This window comes from Nocardia sp. NPDC003726, from assembly GCF_053586955.1.
The window spans coordinates 203068-223671 of record NZ_JBSFNF010000007.1 but is presented as its reverse complement, the minus strand read 5'-3'; the positions used below and the strand labels follow the sequence as shown (position 1 = coordinate 223671).

Here is a 20604-nt window from a genome sequence, read left to right as displayed (position 1 = left end):
GGCGACGATGAGGTCGCGCGCGCCGGGCTCGACCAGCACGGCGCAGCTCTCGCACGACGAACGACCTCGCTCGCCGCCCCGGTTTCACCGCCAGGAGGAACGCTGTGCCGCTCGTCGATTCGTCCGTTCTCGCCGCCGTGCCCGGCCCGCACCCGGCCGCATCGCCACCGTCCCTGGTAGCCGCCGAGACCCTCCGCCTGGACGCGCAGCCTGTGGATTACGCGCTGGTGGCGCTGTATTTCGTGTTCGTGCTCGGCATCGGCTTGCTGGCCAGGCAGCGGGTGTCCTCGAGCATCGACTTCTTCCTGTCCGGGCGTTCGCTGCCGGCGTGGGTGACCGGCCTGGCGTTCATCTCCGCCAATCTCGGCGCCGTGGAGATCATGGGCATGTCCGCCAACGGCGCGGAATACGGGTTCCCGACCTTCCACTACTTCTGGATCGGGGCAGTGCCCGCCATGCTGTTCCTCGGCGTGGTGATGATGCCGTTCTACTACGGCTCCAAGGTGCGCAGCGTGCCCGAATTCATGCGCCGCCGGTTCGGCACCGGTGCGCACCTGGTGAACGCGCTGAGTTTCGCCATCGCGCAGATCCTCATCGCCGGGGTCAACCTGTATCTGCTCGGCTCCATCGTGAACGTGCTGCTGGGCTGGCCGCTGTGGGTGTCGGTGATCGTGGCCGCGGTGATCGTGCTGTCCTACATCACCCTGGGCGGACTGTCGGCCGCGATCTACAACGAGGTGCTCCAATTCTTCGTCATCGTGGCCGCGCTGTTGCCGCTGACTCTGGTCGGGTTGCACCGCGTCGGCGGCTGGAGCGGTCTGCAGGACAAGGTGACCGCGTCACCGGGAGGGGCGGCGCAGTGGGAGTCGTGGCCGGGTAACGCGCTGAGCGGATTCTCCAACGATTTCCTGTCCATTCTCGGCATCGTGTTCGGCCTCGGGTTCGTGCTGTCGTTCGGGTACTGGACCACGAACTTCGTCGAGGTGCAGCGCGCGATGGCGACGCACTCGATCTCGGCGGCGCGGCGCACCCCGATCATCGGGGCGTACCCGAAGATGTTCATCCCGCTGATCGTGGTGATCCCGGGCATGATCAGCGCGGTGCTGGTGCCGCAGATGGCGGAGTACAAGGCGGCGGTGACCGCGAATCCGGACTTCGAGAGCGACACCACCTACAACCAGGCGCTGCTGTACCTGATGAAGGATGTGCTGCCCAACGGGCTGCTCGGGGTGGGGCTGGCCGGTCTGCTCGCGGCGTTCATGGCGGGCATGGCGGCCAACGTCTCGGCGTTCAACACCGTCTTCAGCTACGACCTGTGGCAGCAGTACGTGCGGCGCGACCGCCCGGACGGCTACTACCTGCGCGTGGGCAGGCTGGCCACCATCGGCGCGACCGTGGCCGCGATCTTCACCGCGTTCATCGCCTCCGGGTTCAGCAACATGATGGACTACCTGCAAACCCTGTTCAGCTTCTTCAACGCGCCGCTGTTCGCCACGTTCATCCTCGGCATGTTCTGGAAACGGATGACGCCGACGGCGGGCTGGATGGGGCTGGTCTGCGGAACCGCTTCCGCCATCGTCGTTTTCATCCTGCACGAGACGAAGGTCTTCGAGCTGTCCGGCCAGGGGGCGAGCTTCGTAGCCGCCGGTGCCGCGTTCGTGGTCGACATCGTGGTCAGCGTCGTGGTCACCCAGGTGACCCTGCCGAAACCGGCGGCGGAGCTGATCGGGCTGGTGTACTCGGAGACGCCGAAGGAAGTGCGCACCGACCCGGAGGCAGGCACGCTGCCCTGGTATCAGCGCCCGGTCCTGCTCGCGGGCATCGCGCTCGTGCTCGTCATCGCGCTCAACATCCTCGTCGGATAAGGAACCATCGCAATGCTTTTCGATATCCGCACCATCGTCGGTGGCTTGCTCGGCTGCTACGCGATCGTTCTCGTCGTCACCGGACTGGTCCACGACACCGCCGCCGAGCAGGCCAAGACCGGCGGAGTGAACGTGAACCTCTGGGCCGGGCTCGGCATGGGCGTGGTGGCGGTGGCCTTCGTGGCCTGGGCCTTGCTGCGCCCGGTCCAGGTGCCGCCGGAATCGCGCCCGGCGGACGCGGAGGAGGAGCGCGACTCGGCCTGATGCGACGATGCCCCCTGGGAAGACCCAGGGGGCACCGTTGTCGTACGGGTCAGACGCCCGGAGTGCCGGTTCCGCCGGGCCAGGTGCCCGTTCCACCGGCGCCGGTTCCGCCGGCACCGGGAGTGCCGGTTCCGCCGACGCCAGGCATGCCGGTTCCGCCCACACCTGGCGTACCGGTCGTGCCCGGGCGGGGAGCGGCGCCGCGCTCCGTGGCGGTGCTCCCGGCATCGGGACGCGGAATGTCACCGCGCCACGCGCCGGTCTCCCGGCCCTGATGCTCGATGAAGTGCTTGAAGCGCTCCAGGTCACCGTTCACCCGGTGCTTGAGCACACCGAGCTTGTCGGCGACGTTCTCCACGAAGCCTTCGGGATCGACGTCCATCTGCGCGGTCACCCTGGTGTGGGTGTCGTCGAGCCGATGGAACGTGACGACGCCAGCGTGCTTGGGCCCGCTGTCGGACTTCCAGGCGACGCGTTCGTCGGGATGCTGCTCGGTGATGGTGGCGTCGAACTCCCGCGTCGACGGGCCGACATGGACACGCCAGTGCATATGCCGGTCATCGATCTGCTGTACCGCTTCGACACCCTCCATGAACTGCGGAAACGACTCGAACTGCGTCCACTGGTTGTAGGCGGTGCGAACCGGGACCTCGACGTCCACCGTGGCGGCCATTGTGCTCACTTGCTACCCCTTTCCTCGCCTGCCCGCGTCATTCGCGGACGGGCGTCTCTCGGTTGACAAGCGCTCCCTTGTGGGGCGACTCGGGACATTGGTCGCTTACCCGAGGGGTTCGGGCGCAAACAGGCGACGGTCGGGCCACCCGCGCTCTGAAGGGCCGGTCGACGCGCGGGCACGGATCATGGTCGGCCGTATTTTCGCTGGTAGCGACGCTGAAATCCGGACCGATGAGTCACGCGCACCGGAAACTGGCGGAAACGCGAATTCGCCGATGATCACGCCGAACCTGGTGATGTGACTGCGGCGCGCCGTGAAATCCGTCACCGTAACCCGTTGCGCCGAAGCGGCATTCGACACCGGTACCGAAACCGCGCGTCGTGCGATGCCCGTCTCGGCATCGCTCATCGTCCGATGCGCCGGCGACGCGTGGCGGCTGTGAACGGCATCTTTCGCGCACCCGCGGCAGCGGATGCGAGGACCACCCGAAACGTGCGAGGGCACCCGAGAACGCGGAGCGGGATCCTGGCCTCTGCGGCGGTGACGCATTCGTCATGGAGACCGCACGAGACCATCGACCAGAGGACCCCCAGCCTCGAGGAACCGGCATGCTCTGGAGCGTGGCCCCCATGACCTCCTTCGACGGCCACATGTACGAATGCGTCACCGCCCTCCCTGCCCGACTACGGGCGTCCGGCCTGGCCGGATCGACTAGGGTGGAGCTATCTGCTCGCGAGCGGGTCGGGATGCGAGCGAGGCCGTTAGCCAGACAAGTGGTCACGGGACGGCACCATGGATGACGCGACAGTTGATGGCGGGGGCACCGCCCGGGGGCCGGAGTCGGCCGAGGTGTTCGGGCGCTATCGGCTGTTGTCGCTGCTGGGTCAGGGCGGCATGGGCCAGGTGTGGCGGGCGCACGATTCGCTGACCAACCGGGTGGTGGCGCTGAAGGTGCTGCCCGAGCGCTTCGCCGATGACGAGCAGTTGCGCGAGCGGTTCCGCCGGGAGTGCCGCGCGGTGGCGCAGTTGACCGAGCCGCATGTGATCCCCATCCACGACTTCGGCGACATCGATGGTCGGCTCTATCTGAATATGCGCTTGATCGAGGGCACCGACCTGCGCACGCTGATCACGCGCGAAGGCCCCTTGGCGCCGCGGCGGGCAGTGGCGATCATCGCCCAGGTGGCCGGTGCGCTGCAGGCGGCCCACGACGCCGGGCTGGTCCACCGGGACGTCAAACCCACGAACATCCTGCTGGGGGCCGATGAATTCGCCTCCTTGATCGACTTCGGCATCGCGCACGCCGCCGACGACCGCACGCTGACCGCGACCGGCGAGACCATCGGCACCGTCGCCTACATGGCGCCGGAGGAGATCGGCGCGGAGGTCAAGGCCGATGCCAGGGTGGACGTGTACGCGTTGACGTGCGTGCTGTACGAGTGCCTGACCGGTCGGCCGCCGTTCGCGAGCGATTTCGGAATGCAAGGGGTGATCGCCCATCACCTGCACACCCCGCCGCCGCGCCCCAGCGCCACCACACCTGATGTACCGGCTGCGTTCGATGCGGTCATCGCCAAGGGGATGGCCAAAGACCCCGGCGATCGCTACCAGACCGTGCGTGAACTGGCCGCGGCGGCCCGCGCCGCGGTGGACGATTCCTCGGCCGGCGTCACCGTGGGCGTGCCTGCGCGCCAGGGGCGGCGGTTCGGATTGTCGCCCAAGACCGCCGGGGCGCTGGCCGCCGCGGTTGCGGTCGCGGTGGTGGCCGCCGTAGCCGTCGTCCTCGGTGTCCAACGGGAATCGGGCGGAGGTGGCAGTTCACCCACGCTTATCGCCCCGGGCTACTCGTCACAGACTGCGTTGCCGTTCACCGGCATCAGCCTGCCCACCGGTGTGGCGGTCGACCCGGCGGGCAACGTGTACGTCACCGACATGGATAGCGATCGGGTGCTGAAATTGGCGGCGGGCGCGTCGGCTCCGACCCCGCTGCCGATCACGGGCTTGAAGAATCCGCAGGATGTGGCGGTCGACCAGGCGGGCAACGTCTACGTCAGCGACACGAGTAACGATCGGGTGCTGAAATTGGCGGCGGGTGCGCCTACGCCGACCCCGCTGCCGATCACCGGCCTGAAGGACCCCCATGGTGTGGCCGTCGACAAGGCGGGAGACGTGTACGTCGCCGACCGGGGCAACGATCGGGTGCTGAAATTGCCGGCGGGCGCGTCGGCTCCGACGACGCTGCCGTTGACGGGGCTCCAAGGCCCCGATGGTGTGGCGGTCGACCCGGCGGGCAACGTCTACGTCACCGAACTGGGTACCGAGCAGGTGCGGATGTTGGCGGCGGGCGCGCCGGCGCCGACCATGTTGCCGTTCACCGGGCTCAAAGATCCCCAGGGCTTGGCGGTCGACGCGGCGGGCGATGTGTACGTCGTGGACTGGGGTAACAAATGGGTGGTGAGGTTGGCGGCGGGCGCGTCGACGCCGACCCCCTTACCGTTCACCGGCCTGAAGAATCCTCAGGGTGTGGCGGTCGACTCGGCGGGCAACATCTACATCACCGATCTGGGCCACGATCCGGTGGTGAAACTCTCGGTCGGCTGAACTGTCCTACCTTCCACCGTCCCGGCGAGGTAGGCGCAGGAGCCGCCATGCCGGACCTGGACACCCTCGCCGCACGAAGGCGGACCAGGCCCTGTGGAAACGCCCTCGGCACCTGGCTGCTGAGTCAGGGTCTTCACCGGTCGCGCGGCCGTCTTCCTCACGCAGGCCTGCTACCGCCGCTACCGGCTGCCACCAAGGCGGCGGCGCCCGGCCAGGACCGACGCCGAGGACAGGTGCAGTTCAGCGGCAGCAGTTGGGGTCCAGCACCACACACAGCGCCGCCAGAGCATCGCGGCGGGCGCGGTGGAAGGTGTTCATACCGCGCCGTTCGGACTCCACGAGCCCGGCCTTGCGCAACTGGCCGAGGTGATGGCTGACCGTCGACTCCGACAAGCCCACCGCCGTGGCGAGGTCGCCGCCGTTCTCCTCGCCCGCGGCGCTGGTCAGCAGCAGGGACAGCAGCTTCACCCGCACCGGGTCGGCGATCGCCTTCAACCGCAGCGCCACTTCGAGCGCGGCGGCGTCGTCGACCGGCCCCGCCGCGACCGGCGCGCAGCAGACCGGGGCGGACATATCGATCATGGGCAGCGTCTTGGGCATGCGATCGACTCTACCCAGTCCATTGACATATGTCGAAAAGGTGGCAGACTCGGCACCGAACCGGTTCTTCGATATATGTCAAACAAGTGGAGGTAGTCATGTCCCGCATCCAACTCGCCCTCAATGTCGACGACATCGACCAGGCCGTGGCGTTCTACTCGGCCCTGTTCGCGACGGAGCCCGCCAAAAGCAAGCCTGGTTACGCCAACTTCGCCGTCACCGATCCACCGCTGAAACTGGTCCTGATCGAGAACCCCGGCCATGGCGGCAGCGTCAACCACCTCGGCGTCGAGGTCGAAACCTCCGAGAAGGTGCACGCCGAGATCGCCCGCCTCTCCGAAGCCGGGTTGTTCACCGAAGAACAGCTCGCCACGACCTGTTGCTTCGCCACCCAGGACAAGGTCTGGGTCACCGCTCCGGACAAGGAGCGCTGGGAGGTCTACACCGTCCTGGCCGACAGCGAAACCTTCGGCACGGCACCCGAACCGACCTCGTCCGACGCGGTCAAGGCATGCTGCGGCACCGCCGAGGAAGCCGCCGCCGAAGGCGGATGCTGCACCCCCGCTGCGAAAAAGGAAGCCCTCGCCTCCGGCGCCACCTGCTGCGCCTGACCCCGGTAGGCCCCCAACCCCCACCGACGAACACGAGTGGCACACCACTGCGGCGAACCGTGAGTAGAGCTCTCGGTGGTGTGCCACTCGCGTCAACGGGTCACTTGAGGGGAGCGGGCATGGGCGAGTTGATCGTGGAGAAGTTCGAAAAGAGGTGTCTACGTCGTACCGTGGGGATATGCCTCTGAATCCTCATGATTTTCCTGATCTAGTGCCGTGGATCTACGGGCGCAACTCGCAAGACAAGAACAAGGGTCTCTCTGTGCTGGTTCGCCAGTAACTGTGTGAGGCTGCTCAGTACGGGACCTGCACGAAGTCTGCTAGCTCACGGACTTCTGCCGTGAGCGTCCGGCGCTTGTTGATCATGCCCGCCAGGATGTCACGCGCGAATCTTTGTTTCACCAGCCATTCGGGGAGCTCGCGGCGGATCTGTTGAAGTACGGCCAGAGCTTCGGGGTACTGCCGCATCGCTGCGTGTGCTGCTGCGACGTCGAGGCGATGACGCTGCCACGGCCATGGGAGAGGGTATTTCGTTCCCTCCAGCTGTGCGCCGATCGCCAAAGTGACTTGCGGCTTGTCGATCACCATGGCGTTCTCCGCAGCCAGCATCTGTACCGTGACCGGGCCGAATGCGTGCAGTAGGCCGTCTCTCGAGTCGTGTTCGCCATGGCGGATCGCCATCCCGGCTACGCGGGCGAACGCCAGCGCGTCATCTGCCTCCCCAGGTCGGTTGTCCCGTATCGCCGCTGTGGAGACCCGTTGCAGCATCAGTCCCCAACTGGCGAGATCTTCTCGCGATGCCTTGGAGATTCGGCGCGGTTCGAGATCATCCGCCCACTTGGCTGCAACCTCGCGGGCCTTGGCGAGGTCCCCTTTCCGAATCCAGCGCCAGCAATCCGCATCCGCCAACGGCGCAGCTGCCCGCAGATCCGGCGCATCATCCAGCGCCAACGCGATTGCGTGGTCTGCTGCGTCGAACTGCCAGGTCAGGCACATTTGCCAGGCCACCATCTGGCGAATCCGAGACCGCAGCCTGCGTGCATCGACGGTGCCCGAATCCGCCGCAGAGACCAGGTAATCCGCATCGCGCAACATCGGCACCAGGTGCTGGGCAAGCTCAGCGAAACGGCCACCGCGGAACAATGGCTTCACTTCCGCGAACGTTGCGCTGACACCGGCGACGGTCGGCGGTTCGGTGTACTCATCGGCCGGGTAGATACCGGCCAGCGCCTGACGGACATCGGCCCACAGCTCGACATCGGTCACGTCTGGATCGGCGGCATCCGGCTTCACAATCAGAGCAGAGGTTTCGACCCGCAGCGCGTTCGCCAGCCGACGCGCCGTTTCGGTCCTCGTCGACTCCTGCCCGCCCTGCTCGAGCAGCCTGATCAGCTGAACCGACACACCGGATCGTTCTGCTAGCTCGGTCTGAGTGAGCCCACGCCGTTTGCGGATACTGCGCAGGCGGTCCCCTAGTTGTGCGCCCATATGCCAACGGTACGCGGGCACAACGCACTTCGAGACCACTCGCAATTAGTAGTTTCAAACACCGCTGCTCAGTACTGCCATTGTGAGCATTGCCCCACGCGCAGAGCCTGGATTCAGCCCCGACGCCGGGTGTTGCCGGTTCTCATCCCGGCCCTGCTGGTTGCCCGATGATGCGCAGCCGTGCGGTTCGGCCTCGGCGTCGGGTGCACACCAGTGCATCGAGCAGGGGAGTTGTTCGTGAATTCGTCGAAACAGCCTGGGCACACACCGTTGTCGGTGTGTCACTTCTACCGGCAGGTGTGCGATCTGCCCGCTGAAGTCCACCCGCCGCATCTGGGGCGCATCACGCTACGCGCGGGCCGGGTGTGCGGGGTGATGATGCCCGCGTTCATCGGCTCGGAAGTCAAGGTGTGGATGGATCGAACGGGTCAGCCGTCCGGGCCGGTGATGACGCATCCGCGTTCGCAGCGTTGGACGTTTCTGACCGGGCCGGATCTGCCGGAGGACATTCGGTTGTTCGCGGAGATGTCGCGGTTGGGTGTGTCGATCCTGCGGGCGGGGGAGATCGCCTTGCCCGGTCCCGGTCAGCGGCCCGGTTTGTTTCGGGCGTGGGTGCATCCGCCCCGCGATGCCTACCGGCCCTCGGGGCGGGTCGTGGTCGACGCGATCCGGGGATGCGTCGCCCAGCGTGCGCGGCATCGAGGGCGGGTGATGGCGTATGCCTGAACAACCCAACGCTGTGGTGCCGCACGGGTGTGGTCCGGCATGTGGGCCGTGGATCACCGTCGAGCAGTGCGGCCTGTTCACCTTCGACCAGCAGACCGGGGAAGTGCTGTCGGTCAAATGCCCGTCGATGAACTGCTTCGGGCAGATGGTGACGGTGGTTCGCGGTCGCATGGCCGACCACGATTCCCCCATGGACATCGCGCTCGGTGGCCAGAAATGCCCGTGGATCGGTATCCACGTCGTGTTCGATCCCACCCGCTATCCCGACTTCGCCGCCCAGCCTGCCCCGCCACCAACCCAGCCGTCGGAGGACGGTCGGTGACCGGGGACCAGGACGCCGAGCGCGCCGACGCCGAACTCGACGTTCTTACCGACGTGATCGGCACTCTGGTAGCCGCCACCACAGACGCGGTGCGGGGTGGGATGAGCGACACGACCCGTGTCCGTGTGATGGCGATGGTGGTCTATGAACTGATCAGCAGCGCCCGCACTGCCGCCGCACCGCACACCGGACGCCTGTATGCCGCACCGGTACTCGATCCGATCATCGAGAACATTCCCGCCGCCGACGACATCACCTTTCTGGACCTGTTGATCCCCGCCATCATCGGCCAGCACCTCAACAACACCTGAACCACCCAGACCGCCCCGCACGAAAGCGCGTCCCCTGGTCCCCCCCTTGCACCACAGGGGAAGCGCGCCAGGTGCCGGGGGACCCAAAAGGGGGAAGGCTGCGCGGACGGAACTCCATCGGTGTGCCCAACCGAACCCGCCCGCCAGCCTTCCCCGCCCCACTGAATTCATTGCACCGCAGCGATATTCACGCAAGGGTCAACCCTTCACGGAAGGCTCCCATGCAACCCGCAGACGAACCGCGCCACTCCATACACGGCATGACCTCACCTTTGCCGGACGAACCCGACGTGCACCTGATCGTGCGAATGCGCGGCCACACCCTGCACTACGCGGCGTGCCTGACTGCGGCTCTGGTGTTCCTGCAAGACGAGAGTGTCCGCCGTTGCACCGACGCCGTAGCCGTCGCCAGCGGCGCAACTGGTCGGCTGCCCCGGTTGCCCTGTGAACGGCTGTATGTCGAGAGATGACGGTTCCGGCCGAGCATCCGCGACTGCGACACTTACGCCTGTGTCCCTTGTTTGCCCGGGGACTTGCGTGGGCGCAACACTGTAGTGCATCGATTCTGTGACATCAGACAGTCAGTACGAGGGAAAGGCCCAGCTTGTGGACGACGAACAGATCGGTTTCGATATGGAATTCGATGACAAAACCCAAGCCTTCCTCGATTGGGTTGCACCCGAACGCATGGAATCAGGGGTGCGCGCATTCCTCGTGGCCACAGTCCCGGATATCGCGGAGGATGCGGCCTGGTGGAAGCCGCCGCTTTCGACCCGGATCATGGAAGCGGCGAAACAGCTGTTCGGCGAGGCCGGATTGACTGCCCCCGAAAACCGCGAACTTGCGGACGGGTTCGTCCGATTCCTTGGCGAATGCTATGTGCGGCGTGGCGGCTTGCAATGGACGAATCGCCCCGAGTGGGGTCCACCGCTGTACACCGATTTCGGCCCGGCTGTGCAGGGTGACGGCACTCGAAGCATGGTGTCGATCGCGGAATATCTGTCCGACAGTGATGGCCCTAGGTTGATCGAACACAACATCTCTGAGGCTGTGCGCGACGTCCGGAAATCTCGGACCACCAGATAGCGCTCTGACTCGCTCAATGTAAACGGGGGTGGTGCAGCCGTGCCCGACGAATACGATGCCGTTCGTAGAAGATTGACCAATTACGAGAAAGGGCTGTATTTCGAACTCGGTAGGGCGCACGAACTAGGGGAAACGCCGGAAAAAGGATGGGCTCACCATTTCAGGATAGAAACCAAAGACGGTCCTCGCGTTCTGGATTCAGCACGAACACAAGGTCGAGGTGTTCAAGGTGTCGAACGTAAGTCGGGTCGAGTCAACGAGGTAGATGCTCGCGCTCAGCTACGAAAGGACCGGGATGGACTCAATTCCGGCCGCATTACTCATGCGCGATGGGAAACGGTGGCGGGTGAGAAGATTCCCGACAAAGTCCGCGAAGACCTGCGTGACATGGCACGTGATTTCGGTGACAAATTCCAGCACGTGATCATTTCCCGCGCTGACGCCCTGCGCGCTATGCAACTCGGCCGATCGCTGGCATCCAAGCAATTGGAACTGATCCGGCCTTACGAGCTGCAACGGGCCGACCGGGCGCGGGAACGGCTGGCGAAGATCCGCCAGATTGTGCGTGCGCAAGAACGAGCCGAACAATTCCGGAAGATGCAGCAGTTCCGGGAAGCCGCCGCGCGTGGCCGAGCGGACGCGCCACAGGTCGAACGCGACCGGCAGGCCCGAGCAGAGGCAGAGCGAGCCCGGCAAGCACGCCAGACACCGGAAACCGAGCGGGCACGGATCGAACGAGAAGCCGCCGAACGGGTGGCGCAGGAATTCCCGGTACCAAGCCAGTACCAGGAACGCGAAACCGCCGACACCGCAGAACAAGTCGCCCGAGAATCAGCCGACGCCGCCAGCGTTGAGCGCGAAGCAGCCGAGGCACGCGCAACAGCAGCCGAGAAGGAACGGGAAGCGGCATTCAAGGCGCTGGACGAGGCGCGCAACGCCGCGTTCAAGGAGCTGGACGAGAAAGGTCGTCTCTCGGAGGTCGAACGACTTCTGTGGCTGGGGCAGGCGCATCACCCACAAGCAGCGGTGAGGCACCCACCCGGCCAAGCCCCGAGCGTTGTGCGTGGCGGCACCGGACACGGACAAGACCGCGCACGCGGAATAACTCGCGACCGATAACCATCACAGCCGATCGGCTCACAGCGCGGTCGGCCTCCTGGTTAGGGGTGGGGTTCGGGTCGCACGCTGGGTTGTGCGGCAGCAGTGCCACGCCCTCGCGTCCGCTCGTCCTACGGTGCCAGGGAGCATTCGCGGGTGAGTGGGTGTGCGGGATGTTCTCGAGATTCGTTGTAGCGCAGGGAGAGAAGTTGGCGCGTCCTACTGGGGAGAAGAAAAAGAGAAAAGGGAGGTAGGAAACCTCCAACAGAATTTGCCGAATTTCCCTCTACAGAATCAAGAACGGCGCGGCTACGCCGCGCCGCGCCAGGCACCCCGTCCTCGCTCCGCTGCGGGCGGGGCGCTGCTGGCGCGCAACCAGGGTGGGGACCGAACCACCACACCAGGATCGACCGCATCCAACACATGACACGAAGTGCTGCCGCGCCCCTCCGGAATTAGTCGAGACTTTCCGCTTCTATCCCCCAACGCCCTTCTCCGGCTGGTGCAGCGCTTTGCGCCCTGCGACGAGATAGGCGTGAATTGCCGACGCAGTCACAGGAACGGACCCTTCCCCTCTCCGTCTAACTATTGAGATGAACGCGCCTTCATATTTACCGTCAACGAATGCGCCTTGAACTAAGTACGGCTTTGAGTCCTCCTTTTGAGGCGGAATCATTATCGCCATAATATACCCACCGTCCCGATGTGGAAATCTGTCCACAACCAGACCATCCACAAGTGGATAGACCCTACTATCAATTACTTTTTGGTACTGGGCAATGGACTCGTGTTCGCACGATACCGGAACAATTTTTACGATCGTTTCGGACCCGATCTTTTTCTTGGTCCTAACCCCGATTATCAGCGTACCGCCGTTTTCCGCGTTAGCAAAGCGTGCAACGTCCTGCGCCAATTCGATCTTTCCCGACCATTGAGAAAGGTCATATGCCGCCGATTTAACTTCAAGCGTAGATGACTCTTCTTGCCCCAGTAGCCATTCCGCTTGACCGGTGCGCAAAAGGCTCCAAGCCATTCTGCCGTCAATCCGTACTGCATTGGTCGGAATCTGCGGTGCCAACTGGAGCATGGATTGGCTTAGCATTCCCAGTTGCATAATGTCGCCTACAGAACGACAAGCATCGCCTCCCAGAAGAAGACAGACTTCCCAACCATGTGGAAGCTGACGCTCGTGATCGCGATCATTGTACAAGTCCACGGGGCCAGTACGCCTAATGGTTTCTATTTCACAGTCGAACGGCGACCATATATGCTGAATTAACCGATTGACGCTATCCCTGGTCCAGGAAATCTCGGCGCTCGGCAAACCCATAACCAATCTTAATTTGCCCAGGACATCGCTATCGAACTCAAGCAAAATCCATGGTTTAGCGTCATACATGCAGCCTATCTGCATAGTAAATATCGAGTGACTTCCAGCATGTGGACTACCGCGTACTATTTCAACACGGTCGTACCAATCAGCCGCATCCCCCAGGGCGCTTAGCAGCGCCTCCAGATCGACGTCTTCAACGTCTTCAATGTCAACCGACACCTCATTTCGGAAGCGCTCATCGAGCCTTCCGACTGCCATGCCCTCTGCTGTCACAAATTTCTCATGACGCTCGGACCATCTCAGTTCAGACACACTGTCGAGGATGGCATCGGATCGCGGTATGCGGAACCGCATGGTCTGTCGTTGCCTCTAGGCACCAGATGCTTCGTCCGGCTAAGCATCTGAGGTGTGCGCAACCCGGAGGCGACCGATTCACACAGTCCGGCAACCGACGACGACTGTGCCCGAGGGAGCCAAATGACTCCCTCGGGCAGGTCCCCTTCCGATATGTGCGTTACGTCACACCAATCGCAAACCTCCAGTTCAGACCGGATGCTAGGGCTATTTCCCCAGGTCAGATCATTTCGCCCCGAATGGGGAGTTGATCGTGGAGAAGTACATGATCGCCGCGCCGATGGCGACGGGCGCTGTCACCAGGATCTGGCCCGCGACCGTGCCGAGGGCGCCGACGGCGACGATGCCGCCGAGGCAGCCGACGGCGGCGGCCGGGATGAACGGGCCGAACATGCCGACGATGGTGGCGGCGGCGACGGTCGCGCCGGCGATGCCGCCGAGCACGCAGCCCACCGCCGCGCCGCCGATGCCGCCGACCAGGGTGCCGATGGTGGCGCCCATGGAGATGGTGCTGGTCATCCGGGACCAGGCCGCCTGCTCACGGTCGTACTCGGTCTTCCACGGCGCCTTGTCCTCGAACGGGAGGGCGACCGGCTTGTAGACCGCGTGCGCCATGTCGAACTGCGGGGTCAGGGTCGCGGTGCGGCCGGAGATCTCCGCGGCGATGGGGAATTCGAATTCGTCGACCAGGAAGGTCAACGGCGCGCCCGCGACGACGGTGCCGTCGGCGGCCTTCACCTTCAACACGTGATCCTCGACCACAAGAGAGCCGGAATCGATGCTGATGACGCTGGCGGTCTCGGTGGCGTGGGCGGTGAAACCGACGGCTTCGGCGGCTTCGGTGGACGTGGACTCGACGGACGTGCTGTCCACCGCAGCGACCTCGGGAGCGGCGGAACTCGTGCCGGCGGCGATGCTCACCGCGGCGGTCGTGAACGCGGCGGCCAGGGCTAGTTTCGTGATCTGCATGGGAATCCTTGGTTTTCGAGGCATGGCGAAGCGACGGCCATACCCGTGACGTTCGGTAGGTCGTGGAAGTAACGGGCCGCAGCCCGTGGATATGTGATTAAGCGGCGGCGCGCATCCGTCCGGCGAGGCCGAGCAGCACGTCGATCGCGAGGAACACCAGCAGGCTCAGCCCGACCAACGGGACGAACCAGCCGACCACCAGCGCGGCGGCCACCAGCGGGACGACCAGCCACAGCGAGGTCTTGCGCAAGGCCCCGCGCCGCGGCGCCCGGCCCAGCACGAACCGCCCCGCGTCGCGGGTCGGCCTCCTGCGCCACCACATCAGATAGCCGCGCACGATCACGGTGATCAGGCCGATCATCGCCGCGAGCAGCAACAACTGATTGAGCAGCCCGAACATCAAGCCCATGTGGAACTGGATGCCCCAGTTGGTGAGCTTGGCCATCAGCGGCCAGTCGGCGTAGGGCAGACGATCGGTGACCGCGCCGGTCGCGCCGTCGACGGCCACGGAATCGACGGTGTAGACGCCCGGCATCCGGCGTTCCTTCACCGCGAACGCTCGGCCCGGCGCGGCCGGGACGGCGATCTCGGCCGCCTGTGTGATGCCTTCGGCGCGTGCGGTCGCGTACACCCGATCCAGCTGGGCGATCCGATCGGCCGGGTCGGCGGGCGCGTGCTCGGTGTGACCGCCGCCGTGGTGATCGGAACCCGAATCATGGCTCGGCGCGACGGCACCGGGCAATGCGGTGCTGACCGCCGGTGTGGTCCAGCTGAGCTGCTCGCGCAAGTCGGTGATGTTCTCACCCGCGTGGGTCGACCAGGTCATGCCGGTCGCCGACAGCAGCAGCGCCAGGGGAAGCGCCCACATCCCGACCGCACCGTGCCAGTTCAGGGTGCGGCCTCGCGCACGCTGCGACCGATCGGCCGCCAGCAGCCAGCCCCAGCCGTTGCGGGTCCGGCGGCTGCGCACCCGGCGCACCCAGATGACCAGCCCGGCCAGCCCGACGATCCACAGCCAGGACGCGGCGAGCTCACTGTAGAGCCGGCCCGGTTCGCCCAGGTGCAGGTCCCGGTGCAGCCGATCGATCCAGGTGCGCATCGGCAGCGCACCCGAGCTGCCGTACACGACGGAATCGCCCACCGGCTGCGCGGTATACGGGTCGACGAACACCGCGCGCCGCTCGGATTCGCCCAGCGAGGGGTCGCTGAACAGCACCCGGGTGGTGTCCCGCGCGCCCGCGGCGGGGGCGACGGCGGCCAGCGGCAGGTCCGGCCGGGTGGCGACGGCCGCGCCGACCTGCTCCGACAGCGGCTTCGGCGTTCCGGTCTCGGTGACCGTAAGCAGGTCACGCGACACGATCGACTCGAGCGTCGGCGATATCGCGTAGAGCGCGCCGGTGACGGCGGCGATGAGGATGAACGGCCCGACGAACACACCCGCGTAGAAGTGCAGGCGCATGGCCGGCGCGTACAGGCTGTTACGCGCGCTGGCCCTGCGCGGGCCGGAGGAATCCGACGGCGCCGATAAGTCGGCGTCGGAAATGGTTTCTGTTGTACTCACGATCGTTTCGTTTCTGACGGCGGAACCCGGTCGGGGCCGCACCACCCTTCGATAGCCATGGGCACGGGGTCGCCACGGCGAGAGCGCATACATCGAACGCGCTCGTCGCGGATACGACTGTTCCGACGGCGGGACACGCGCTCCTTCGAGGGAGCCCGATCGCACCGCCGCAGGCGGAGGGATGGATTCGCGACCCGGGACGACACGTCGCGTCCGCGCGCTCAGCGTGGGCACGAGGGTGCGAGGCGACGCGGTGCCGCACGAAAGACCGTGACGATGAGCAACACTCACGCCACGCGTGCACCGGGTGTGGAAAGAATCAGCGAACGACCGCGAATGGCGGAGCACGTGTGCGCAGCGCCTCGGCCGCGAACACACGAAGGACGACCCGGTCGCGATGGACCGTCCGCAAAGGAGCGCGGCCCGCGACGATCGGCGAAGTGTGGCGCACCGGCAGCACGCGGCGCAGCACCGCGGTCGCGATCCGGTACGCGGCCTCCGCGCCCCGGATGACGATGGCCGCCGCGAATGCCGCGCACACGTGCGCGGCGAGCATGGCCGGAGTCAGCTGGGCATCACCGTGATGCAGGTGCCCCGAGTCGAGCCCCATGGTGAAGTGCCCGAGCAGCTGCCCGGCGACCAGCGCCGCGACCAGCCCGGACGACGTCTCGCGCAGCGGGGCCAGGCCCGCCACCATCGCGCCGATCACGGCGGACGCGGCGGCGAGCAGGGCCAGCGCGGTGGTGCCCGGCAGCATGCCGCCGGAAGCCCAGCCGTGCGCCGCGACGGAAATGGCCCCCGAGATCGCACCGGCCGAGCCACCGCGCACCCGCGCGACGGCGCCGCGACGTCCCGCGGCAGACCGGTCGAACTCGTAACTCACCCGCTGATGATAGCGGACCGATTGCACGCGTCCGACCGCATCGGCACGCACCGAAATCCGGTGCGACATGCGGCTGCAACTGGGCCTACTTCGGCCCGCGAGGCTGGCGGCCCGCGCACCGCCGAGCAGACCGTGGACGCGCCGCTCAGCCCGCGTCGACCTCCATCTCGATCAGCGGCTTGCGCAGCAGCTTGCCGGTCGCGTTGCGGGGCAGTTCGTCGAGGAAGATCACCTCGCGCGGGACCTTGTAGCGAGCGAGATTCGCCTTGACGTAGTCCTTGATCTCCTGCGGGTCGCGCTTGCACTCGGGACCCGGGACGACGAACGCGCGCAGCCGCTTGCCGAACTCCCGATCGTCCACGCCGACCACGGCGGCCTCGAAGATGTCGTCGCGCCCGGCGATCAGGTTCTCCACCTCGAGCGGGAAGACGTTCTCGCCGCCGGAGACGATCATGTCGTCGTCGCGGCCGTCGATGTAGAGCAGGCCGTCGGCGTCGAAGTGCCCGACGTCGCCGCTGGACATCATGCCGTCCACCATCTCCTTGGTGCGGCCGTCGGTGTAGCCGGTGAAGGCGAAGCCGTTGTCCACGAAGATGGTTCCGGTCACGTTCGGCTCGGTGATCGGCTTGCGGTCGGCGTCGAGCAGCACGATCCTGATGCCGACCGGAGGCTTGCCCGCGGTGGTGGGCGCCTTGCGCAGGTCCTCCGGCGTCGCGACGGTCATCACGGCGCACTCGGTGGAGCCGTAGAGGTTGTAGAGGCTGTCGTTGAAGTGGTCCAGCGTGCGGGTCACCACGTCGGGCGCGATGGCCGAGCCCGCCGCGAAGATCACCTTGATGCTGCTGACGTCGTACTTCGCCAGCACGTCCGCGTCCAGGTCGAGGATGCGTTGCAGCATGGTCGGGACCACCACCAGCGAATCCGCCCGGTACTTCTCGATATTCGCCAGGGTCTGCTCGGGATCGAAGCGGCGCTGCTGGAAGACCACCCGGTTGCCCAGCGCGAGGCCGAGAGTGAACTGGGACAGACCGGTGCCGTGGAAGATCGGCGCCGCCATGATCATGGTGCCGTCGGCGGGCAGCGGCACCCGGTCGATGAATTGGGCCGAGGCGAACGGGCTGACCCGGTCGCGCGGGGCGCCTTTCGGGGTGCCGGTGGTGCCGCTGGTGAGGATGACGATGCCGCCGGGCTTGGCCGGGGCGGGCAGCGCCGCGCCGGACTGACCGCTGATCAGCGAATCGATGGTCGGGATCGCGGGATCGGCGCCGTCCTTCTCGTCCACCCAGGTGAGGATGCGCGGGATCGCGGCGGGAATGGCGCTCATCAGATCGATGAACTCGCTGTCGTGCAGCACCGCCTTGACGTTCTCGCGCTCGGCCACGTCGGCGAACTGCGGCTTGGCGAAACCGGTGTTCATCAGCACCCCGCGCACGCCGAGCTTGCCGGTGGCCAGCAGGCTCAGCACCATGCCGCGGTGGTCGCGCGCCAGGATCGCCACCACGTCACCGGGATTGATGCCTTTGGCCTGCAACCCGCGGGCCAGGGCGTTGGACTGCTCGTTGAGCTGGCCGAAGGTCAGCTCCCCGCGTTCGTCGACGATCGCGACGGCGTGCGGCCTGGTCTGCGCGGCGTGCATGACGACACCGGCGAACGGACCGAACTTCAAGATGTTGAACGCCGACCGTGCGGCATGGTCGGGGCGCAGCGGATTGAACAGCCGCCGCTTGACCATCACGTTCACGCCAAGGGCCAGATCGCCCGCCTTGCGGGCGGCGCCGCCCAACGCGGGGAGGGAAAGAGACATCGACGACAACCTTCCGGCGGTGGCACCCGGTGATCCTCCGGGTGGTGCGGACCGCAATTCGATATACCCAGTGCTGGTGCTAACACTAGCAAGCGTGTGTAACCGGTTGTGTCACGTATCTCATCGGGTTGATACCCGCTGGTAACGGGCCGGGCGCGGTGGCCCGGCCCGCTGTCGGTCAGGCCTTGACCTCGTACTCCACCAGCACGCGGCGCAGCAGCTTGCCGGTCGCGTTGCGCGGCAGGTCGTCGAGGAACACCACCTCGCGCGGCACCTTGTAGCGCGCCAGGTTGTTCTTCACGTACGCCTTGATCTCCTCACCGTCGGGCGATGAGCCGGGCTCGGGAACGACGAAGGCGCGCAGGCGCTTGCCGAACTCCACGTCGTCCACCCCGACCACCGCGACGTCGAAGATGTCGGGCCGTTCCAGCAGCAGGTTCTCCACCTCCTGCGGGAAGACGTTCTCGCCGCCGGAGACGATCATGTCGTCGTCGCGGCCGTCCACCATGAGCAGACCGTTCTCGTCGAAATGGCCCACATCGCCGCTGGACATGTAGCCGTCGATGATCTGCTTGTGCCTGCCGTCGGTGTAGCCCTCGAACGGCGCGCCGCTGCGGATGAAGATGCGCCCCGTGGTGTTGACGGCGGTGACGCGCTGGTCGTTGTCGTCGTAGAGCCGCACCTCGCAGGTGATCGGCGCCCGCCCGACGGTGCCGGGCGCGAGCGCGAGGTCCTCCGGATTGGCCACGGTCGCCACGGCGCATTCGGTGGAGCCGTAGAGGTTGTACAGCACCGGGCCGAACGCCTCGGTGGCCTTGATGGTCAGTTCCGGCGACAGCGCCGAGCCGGCCAGCACGATCGCCTTCAGCGAGGAGGTGTCGTACTCGGCCCGGATCGCCGGATCGAGTTCGACCATCCGGTGCAGCATCGTCGGCACCGCCACCAGCATGTCGGCCTGGTGCTCGGCGACCAGGGCGAGCGTCGCCTCGGCGTCGAACCGCCTGCGCACCACCACCTTGTTCGACAGCGCCGCGCCGACCAGCCAGGTGGCCAGGCCGGTGCTGTGGAAGATCGGCGAGACGATCACCTGGGTGCCGCGCCGGGGGAACGGGATGCGGTCGACCATCTGCGCCGTGGACAGCGGAGTCACCTTGGTGCGCGGGGCGCCCTTCGGCAGGCCGGTGGTGCCGCTGGTCAGGATGATGAAGCCGCCGGGCTTGCTCGGCGCAGGCAGCGGCTCGGTGGAGTTGGCCGCGACCAAGTCGTCGAGCGTCTGCGCGCCCTCGGGCAGGGCGGTGCCCTCGTCGACCCAGGTGAGGTAGCGCGGCAAGTCGGCGGGCAGCGCGTCGAGCAGGCCCAGGAACTCGCTGTCGTGCAGCACCGCCTTGACCTTCTCGCGGACGCACACCTCGGCGAACTGCGGCTTGGCGAACCCGGTGTTCATCAACGCGACCCGCACGCCGAGCTTGCCCGCGGCGGCCATGGCGATGATCAGCCCGCGGTGATCGCGCGCGAGCAGGCCGATCACCTGGCCTTCGGTGATGCCCGCCGCCTGCAGGCCGCGCGCGACGGCCGTCGACCGGTCGTCCAGTTCCCGGTAGGTCAGCGTGCCTGCCTCGTCCACGATGCCCGGCGCGTCCGGGGCCACCCGCGCGGAGTGCCGGATCAGCGTCGCCTGGGGGCCGAGGATGCGCGATTCCCGCATCGTGCGCAGCGTTTCCAGCGGCTTCTTCGGGTCGGTGACACCCCGGCTCCGCAGCACCCCTAGCGCCTTGACGGCCTCCAGCGTGTGGGCCAAGTTCATGTCGAATTACCTCCACAAAACCCTCGCGTCGGTCCTCGACCTAGCGAACCGGTACGGCGTGTTGACTTGCCACCGTAGCAGTGCGGAGTGTGACAGGTCACAATAGAAACGGACAAATCCGTCTCGGTTCGGTGGCTTCCGTCCCAGCTGGGAACGGCCGTCGGACCGATTTCGCCCTTTTCGCCCGCCGTTACCGGCCGGTAGCGCTACCCTCGCAACGTCTCGAGACCGCTCGAAGGGAGCCGCGG

Annotated in this window: 19 protein-coding genes and 1 pseudogene; 10 read left to right on the top strand and 10 right to left on the bottom strand. The window is 66.2% G+C overall.

From position 1 onward, the window contains the following. The first annotated feature begins 173 nt into the window (after positions 1 to 173). Positions 174 to 1865, top strand: coding sequence for a sodium:solute symporter family protein (locus ACWDMM_RS12520; RefSeq protein WP_195082127.1), 1692 nt, complete (start codon positions 174 to 176; stop codon positions 1863 to 1865). Between the two features lie 12 nt (positions 1866 to 1877). Next, positions 1878 to 2129: a hypothetical protein gene (locus ACWDMM_RS12515; RefSeq protein ID WP_195081878.1), complete on the top strand. Its 252-nt coding sequence runs from the start codon at positions 1878 to 1880 to the stop codon at positions 2127 to 2129. A gap of 226 nt (positions 2130 to 2355) precedes the next feature. Here the strand turns inward: ACWDMM_RS12515 and ACWDMM_RS12510 are convergent. Both ACWDMM_RS12510 and ACWDMM_RS12505 read right to left on the bottom strand, forming a co-directional pair. Then, positions 2356 to 2811 (bottom strand): annotated as a pseudogene (locus ACWDMM_RS12510) (SRPBCC family protein); the annotation flags it as partial. Between the two features lie 96 nt (positions 2812 to 2907). Then, positions 2908 to 3213 carry a hypothetical protein gene (locus tag ACWDMM_RS12505; RefSeq protein ID WP_449937341.1) on the bottom strand — a complete coding sequence of 102 codons (306 nt, stop codon included), beginning with the start codon at positions 3211 to 3213 and terminating at the stop codon, positions 2908 to 2910. Positions 3214 to 3597: 384 nt separating this feature from the next. Between ACWDMM_RS12505 and ACWDMM_RS12500 the strand changes: the two genes are divergently transcribed. Next, positions 3598 to 5406: a serine/threonine-protein kinase PknD gene (locus tag ACWDMM_RS12500; RefSeq protein ID WP_195081875.1), complete on the top strand. Its 1809-nt coding sequence runs from the start codon at positions 3598 to 3600 to the stop codon at positions 5404 to 5406. Between the two features lie 240 nt (positions 5407 to 5646). Here the strand turns inward: ACWDMM_RS12500 and ACWDMM_RS12495 are convergent, their stop codons facing one another. Continuing rightward, a complete protein-coding gene (locus ACWDMM_RS12495) occupies positions 5647 to 6006 on the bottom strand; it encodes an Rv2640c family ArsR-like transcriptional regulator (RefSeq protein WP_357108252.1) in 360 nt (119 codons plus the stop codon). A 98-nt stretch (positions 6007 to 6104) separates the two neighbouring features. On the opposite strand from ACWDMM_RS12495, the gene ACWDMM_RS12490 reads away from it, so the two are divergent. Then, positions 6105 to 6617 (top strand): ArsI/CadI family heavy metal resistance metalloenzyme, encoded by a 513-nt coding sequence (locus tag ACWDMM_RS12490; RefSeq protein ID WP_449937338.1) that lies wholly within the window; start codon positions 6105 to 6107, stop codon positions 6615 to 6617. A gap of 294 nt (positions 6618 to 6911) precedes the next feature. On the opposite strand, the gene ACWDMM_RS12485 is transcribed toward ACWDMM_RS12490, so the two are convergent. Continuing rightward, positions 6912 to 8105: a helix-turn-helix domain-containing protein gene (locus ACWDMM_RS12485; RefSeq protein WP_195078440.1), complete on the bottom strand. Its 1194-nt coding sequence runs from the start codon at positions 8103 to 8105 to the stop codon at positions 6912 to 6914. A gap of 237 nt (positions 8106 to 8342) precedes the next feature. On the opposite strand from ACWDMM_RS12485, the gene ACWDMM_RS12480 reads away from it, so the two are divergent. The 6 genes from ACWDMM_RS12480 to ACWDMM_RS12455 all read left to right on the top strand — a co-directional run bounded on the left by ACWDMM_RS12480 (position 8343) and on the right by ACWDMM_RS12455 (position 11669). After that, entirely contained in the window at positions 8343 to 8831 is a 489-nt protein-coding gene (locus ACWDMM_RS12480; RefSeq protein ID WP_195078441.1) for a DNA-directed RNA polymerase subunit beta, read from the top strand. Continuing rightward, positions 8824 to 9153 (top strand): hypothetical protein, encoded by a 330-nt coding sequence (locus ACWDMM_RS12475; protein ID WP_195078442.1) that lies wholly within the window; start codon positions 8824 to 8826, stop codon positions 9151 to 9153. The genes ACWDMM_RS12480 and ACWDMM_RS12475 overlap by 8 nt, the downstream gene beginning before the upstream one ends. Further along, positions 9150 to 9464, top strand: coding sequence for a hypothetical protein (locus tag ACWDMM_RS12470; RefSeq protein WP_195078443.1), 315 nt, complete (start codon positions 9150 to 9152; stop codon positions 9462 to 9464). Before ACWDMM_RS12475 ends, ACWDMM_RS12470 begins: the two co-directional genes overlap by 4 nt. A 260-nt stretch (positions 9465 to 9724) precedes the next feature. Further along, positions 9725 to 9934, top strand: a complete 210-nt coding sequence (locus ACWDMM_RS12465) for a hypothetical protein (protein ID WP_195078444.1) — start codon at positions 9725 to 9727, stop codon at positions 9932 to 9934. 136 nt (positions 9935 to 10070) lie between these two features. Then, complete coding sequence (locus ACWDMM_RS12460) at positions 10071 to 10550, top strand: hypothetical protein (protein ID WP_195078445.1); 480 nt, start codon at positions 10071 to 10073, stop codon at positions 10548 to 10550. Positions 10551 to 10589: 39 nt separating this feature from the next. Further along, the gene (locus tag ACWDMM_RS12455; RefSeq protein ID WP_195078446.1) at positions 10590 to 11669 is read left to right on the top strand and encodes a hypothetical protein; all 1080 of its coding nucleotides are present in this window, start codon (positions 10590 to 10592) and stop codon (positions 11667 to 11669) included. A gap of 454 nt (positions 11670 to 12123) precedes the next feature. Here the strand turns inward: ACWDMM_RS12455 and ACWDMM_RS12450 are convergent, their stop codons facing one another. The 6 genes from ACWDMM_RS12450 to ACWDMM_RS12425 form a co-directional block, all read right to left on the bottom strand. Then, positions 12124 to 13293 (bottom strand): AlbA family DNA-binding domain-containing protein, encoded by a 1170-nt coding sequence (locus tag ACWDMM_RS12450; RefSeq protein ID WP_449937336.1) that lies wholly within the window; start codon positions 13291 to 13293, stop codon positions 12124 to 12126. Positions 13294 to 13560: 267 nt separating this feature from the next. After that, positions 13561 to 14304: a hypothetical protein gene (locus tag ACWDMM_RS12445; RefSeq protein ID WP_195078448.1), complete on the bottom strand. Its 744-nt coding sequence runs from the start codon at positions 14302 to 14304 to the stop codon at positions 13561 to 13563. A 97-nt stretch (positions 14305 to 14401) separates the two neighbouring features. Then, the gene (locus tag ACWDMM_RS12440; protein ID WP_449937333.1) at positions 14402 to 15865 is read right to left on the bottom strand and encodes a PepSY-associated TM helix domain-containing protein; all 1464 of its coding nucleotides are present in this window, start codon (positions 15863 to 15865) and stop codon (positions 14402 to 14404) included. A gap of 319 nt (positions 15866 to 16184) precedes the next feature. Then, on the bottom strand, positions 16185 to 16748 hold the full coding sequence (locus ACWDMM_RS12435; RefSeq protein ID WP_323124173.1) for a hypothetical protein: 564 nt from the start codon (positions 16746 to 16748) through the stop codon (positions 16185 to 16187). 145 nt (positions 16749 to 16893) lie between these two features. Beyond that, positions 16894 to 18552: an acyl-CoA synthetase gene (locus tag ACWDMM_RS12430; protein ID WP_195078451.1), complete on the bottom strand. Its 1659-nt coding sequence runs from the start codon at positions 18550 to 18552 to the stop codon at positions 16894 to 16896. A 178-nt stretch (positions 18553 to 18730) separates the two neighbouring features. Continuing rightward, the gene (locus ACWDMM_RS12425; RefSeq protein WP_195078452.1) at positions 18731 to 20356 is read right to left on the bottom strand and encodes an acyl-CoA synthetase; all 1626 of its coding nucleotides are present in this window, start codon (positions 20354 to 20356) and stop codon (positions 18731 to 18733) included. Positions 20357 to 20604 lie beyond the last annotated feature (248 nt).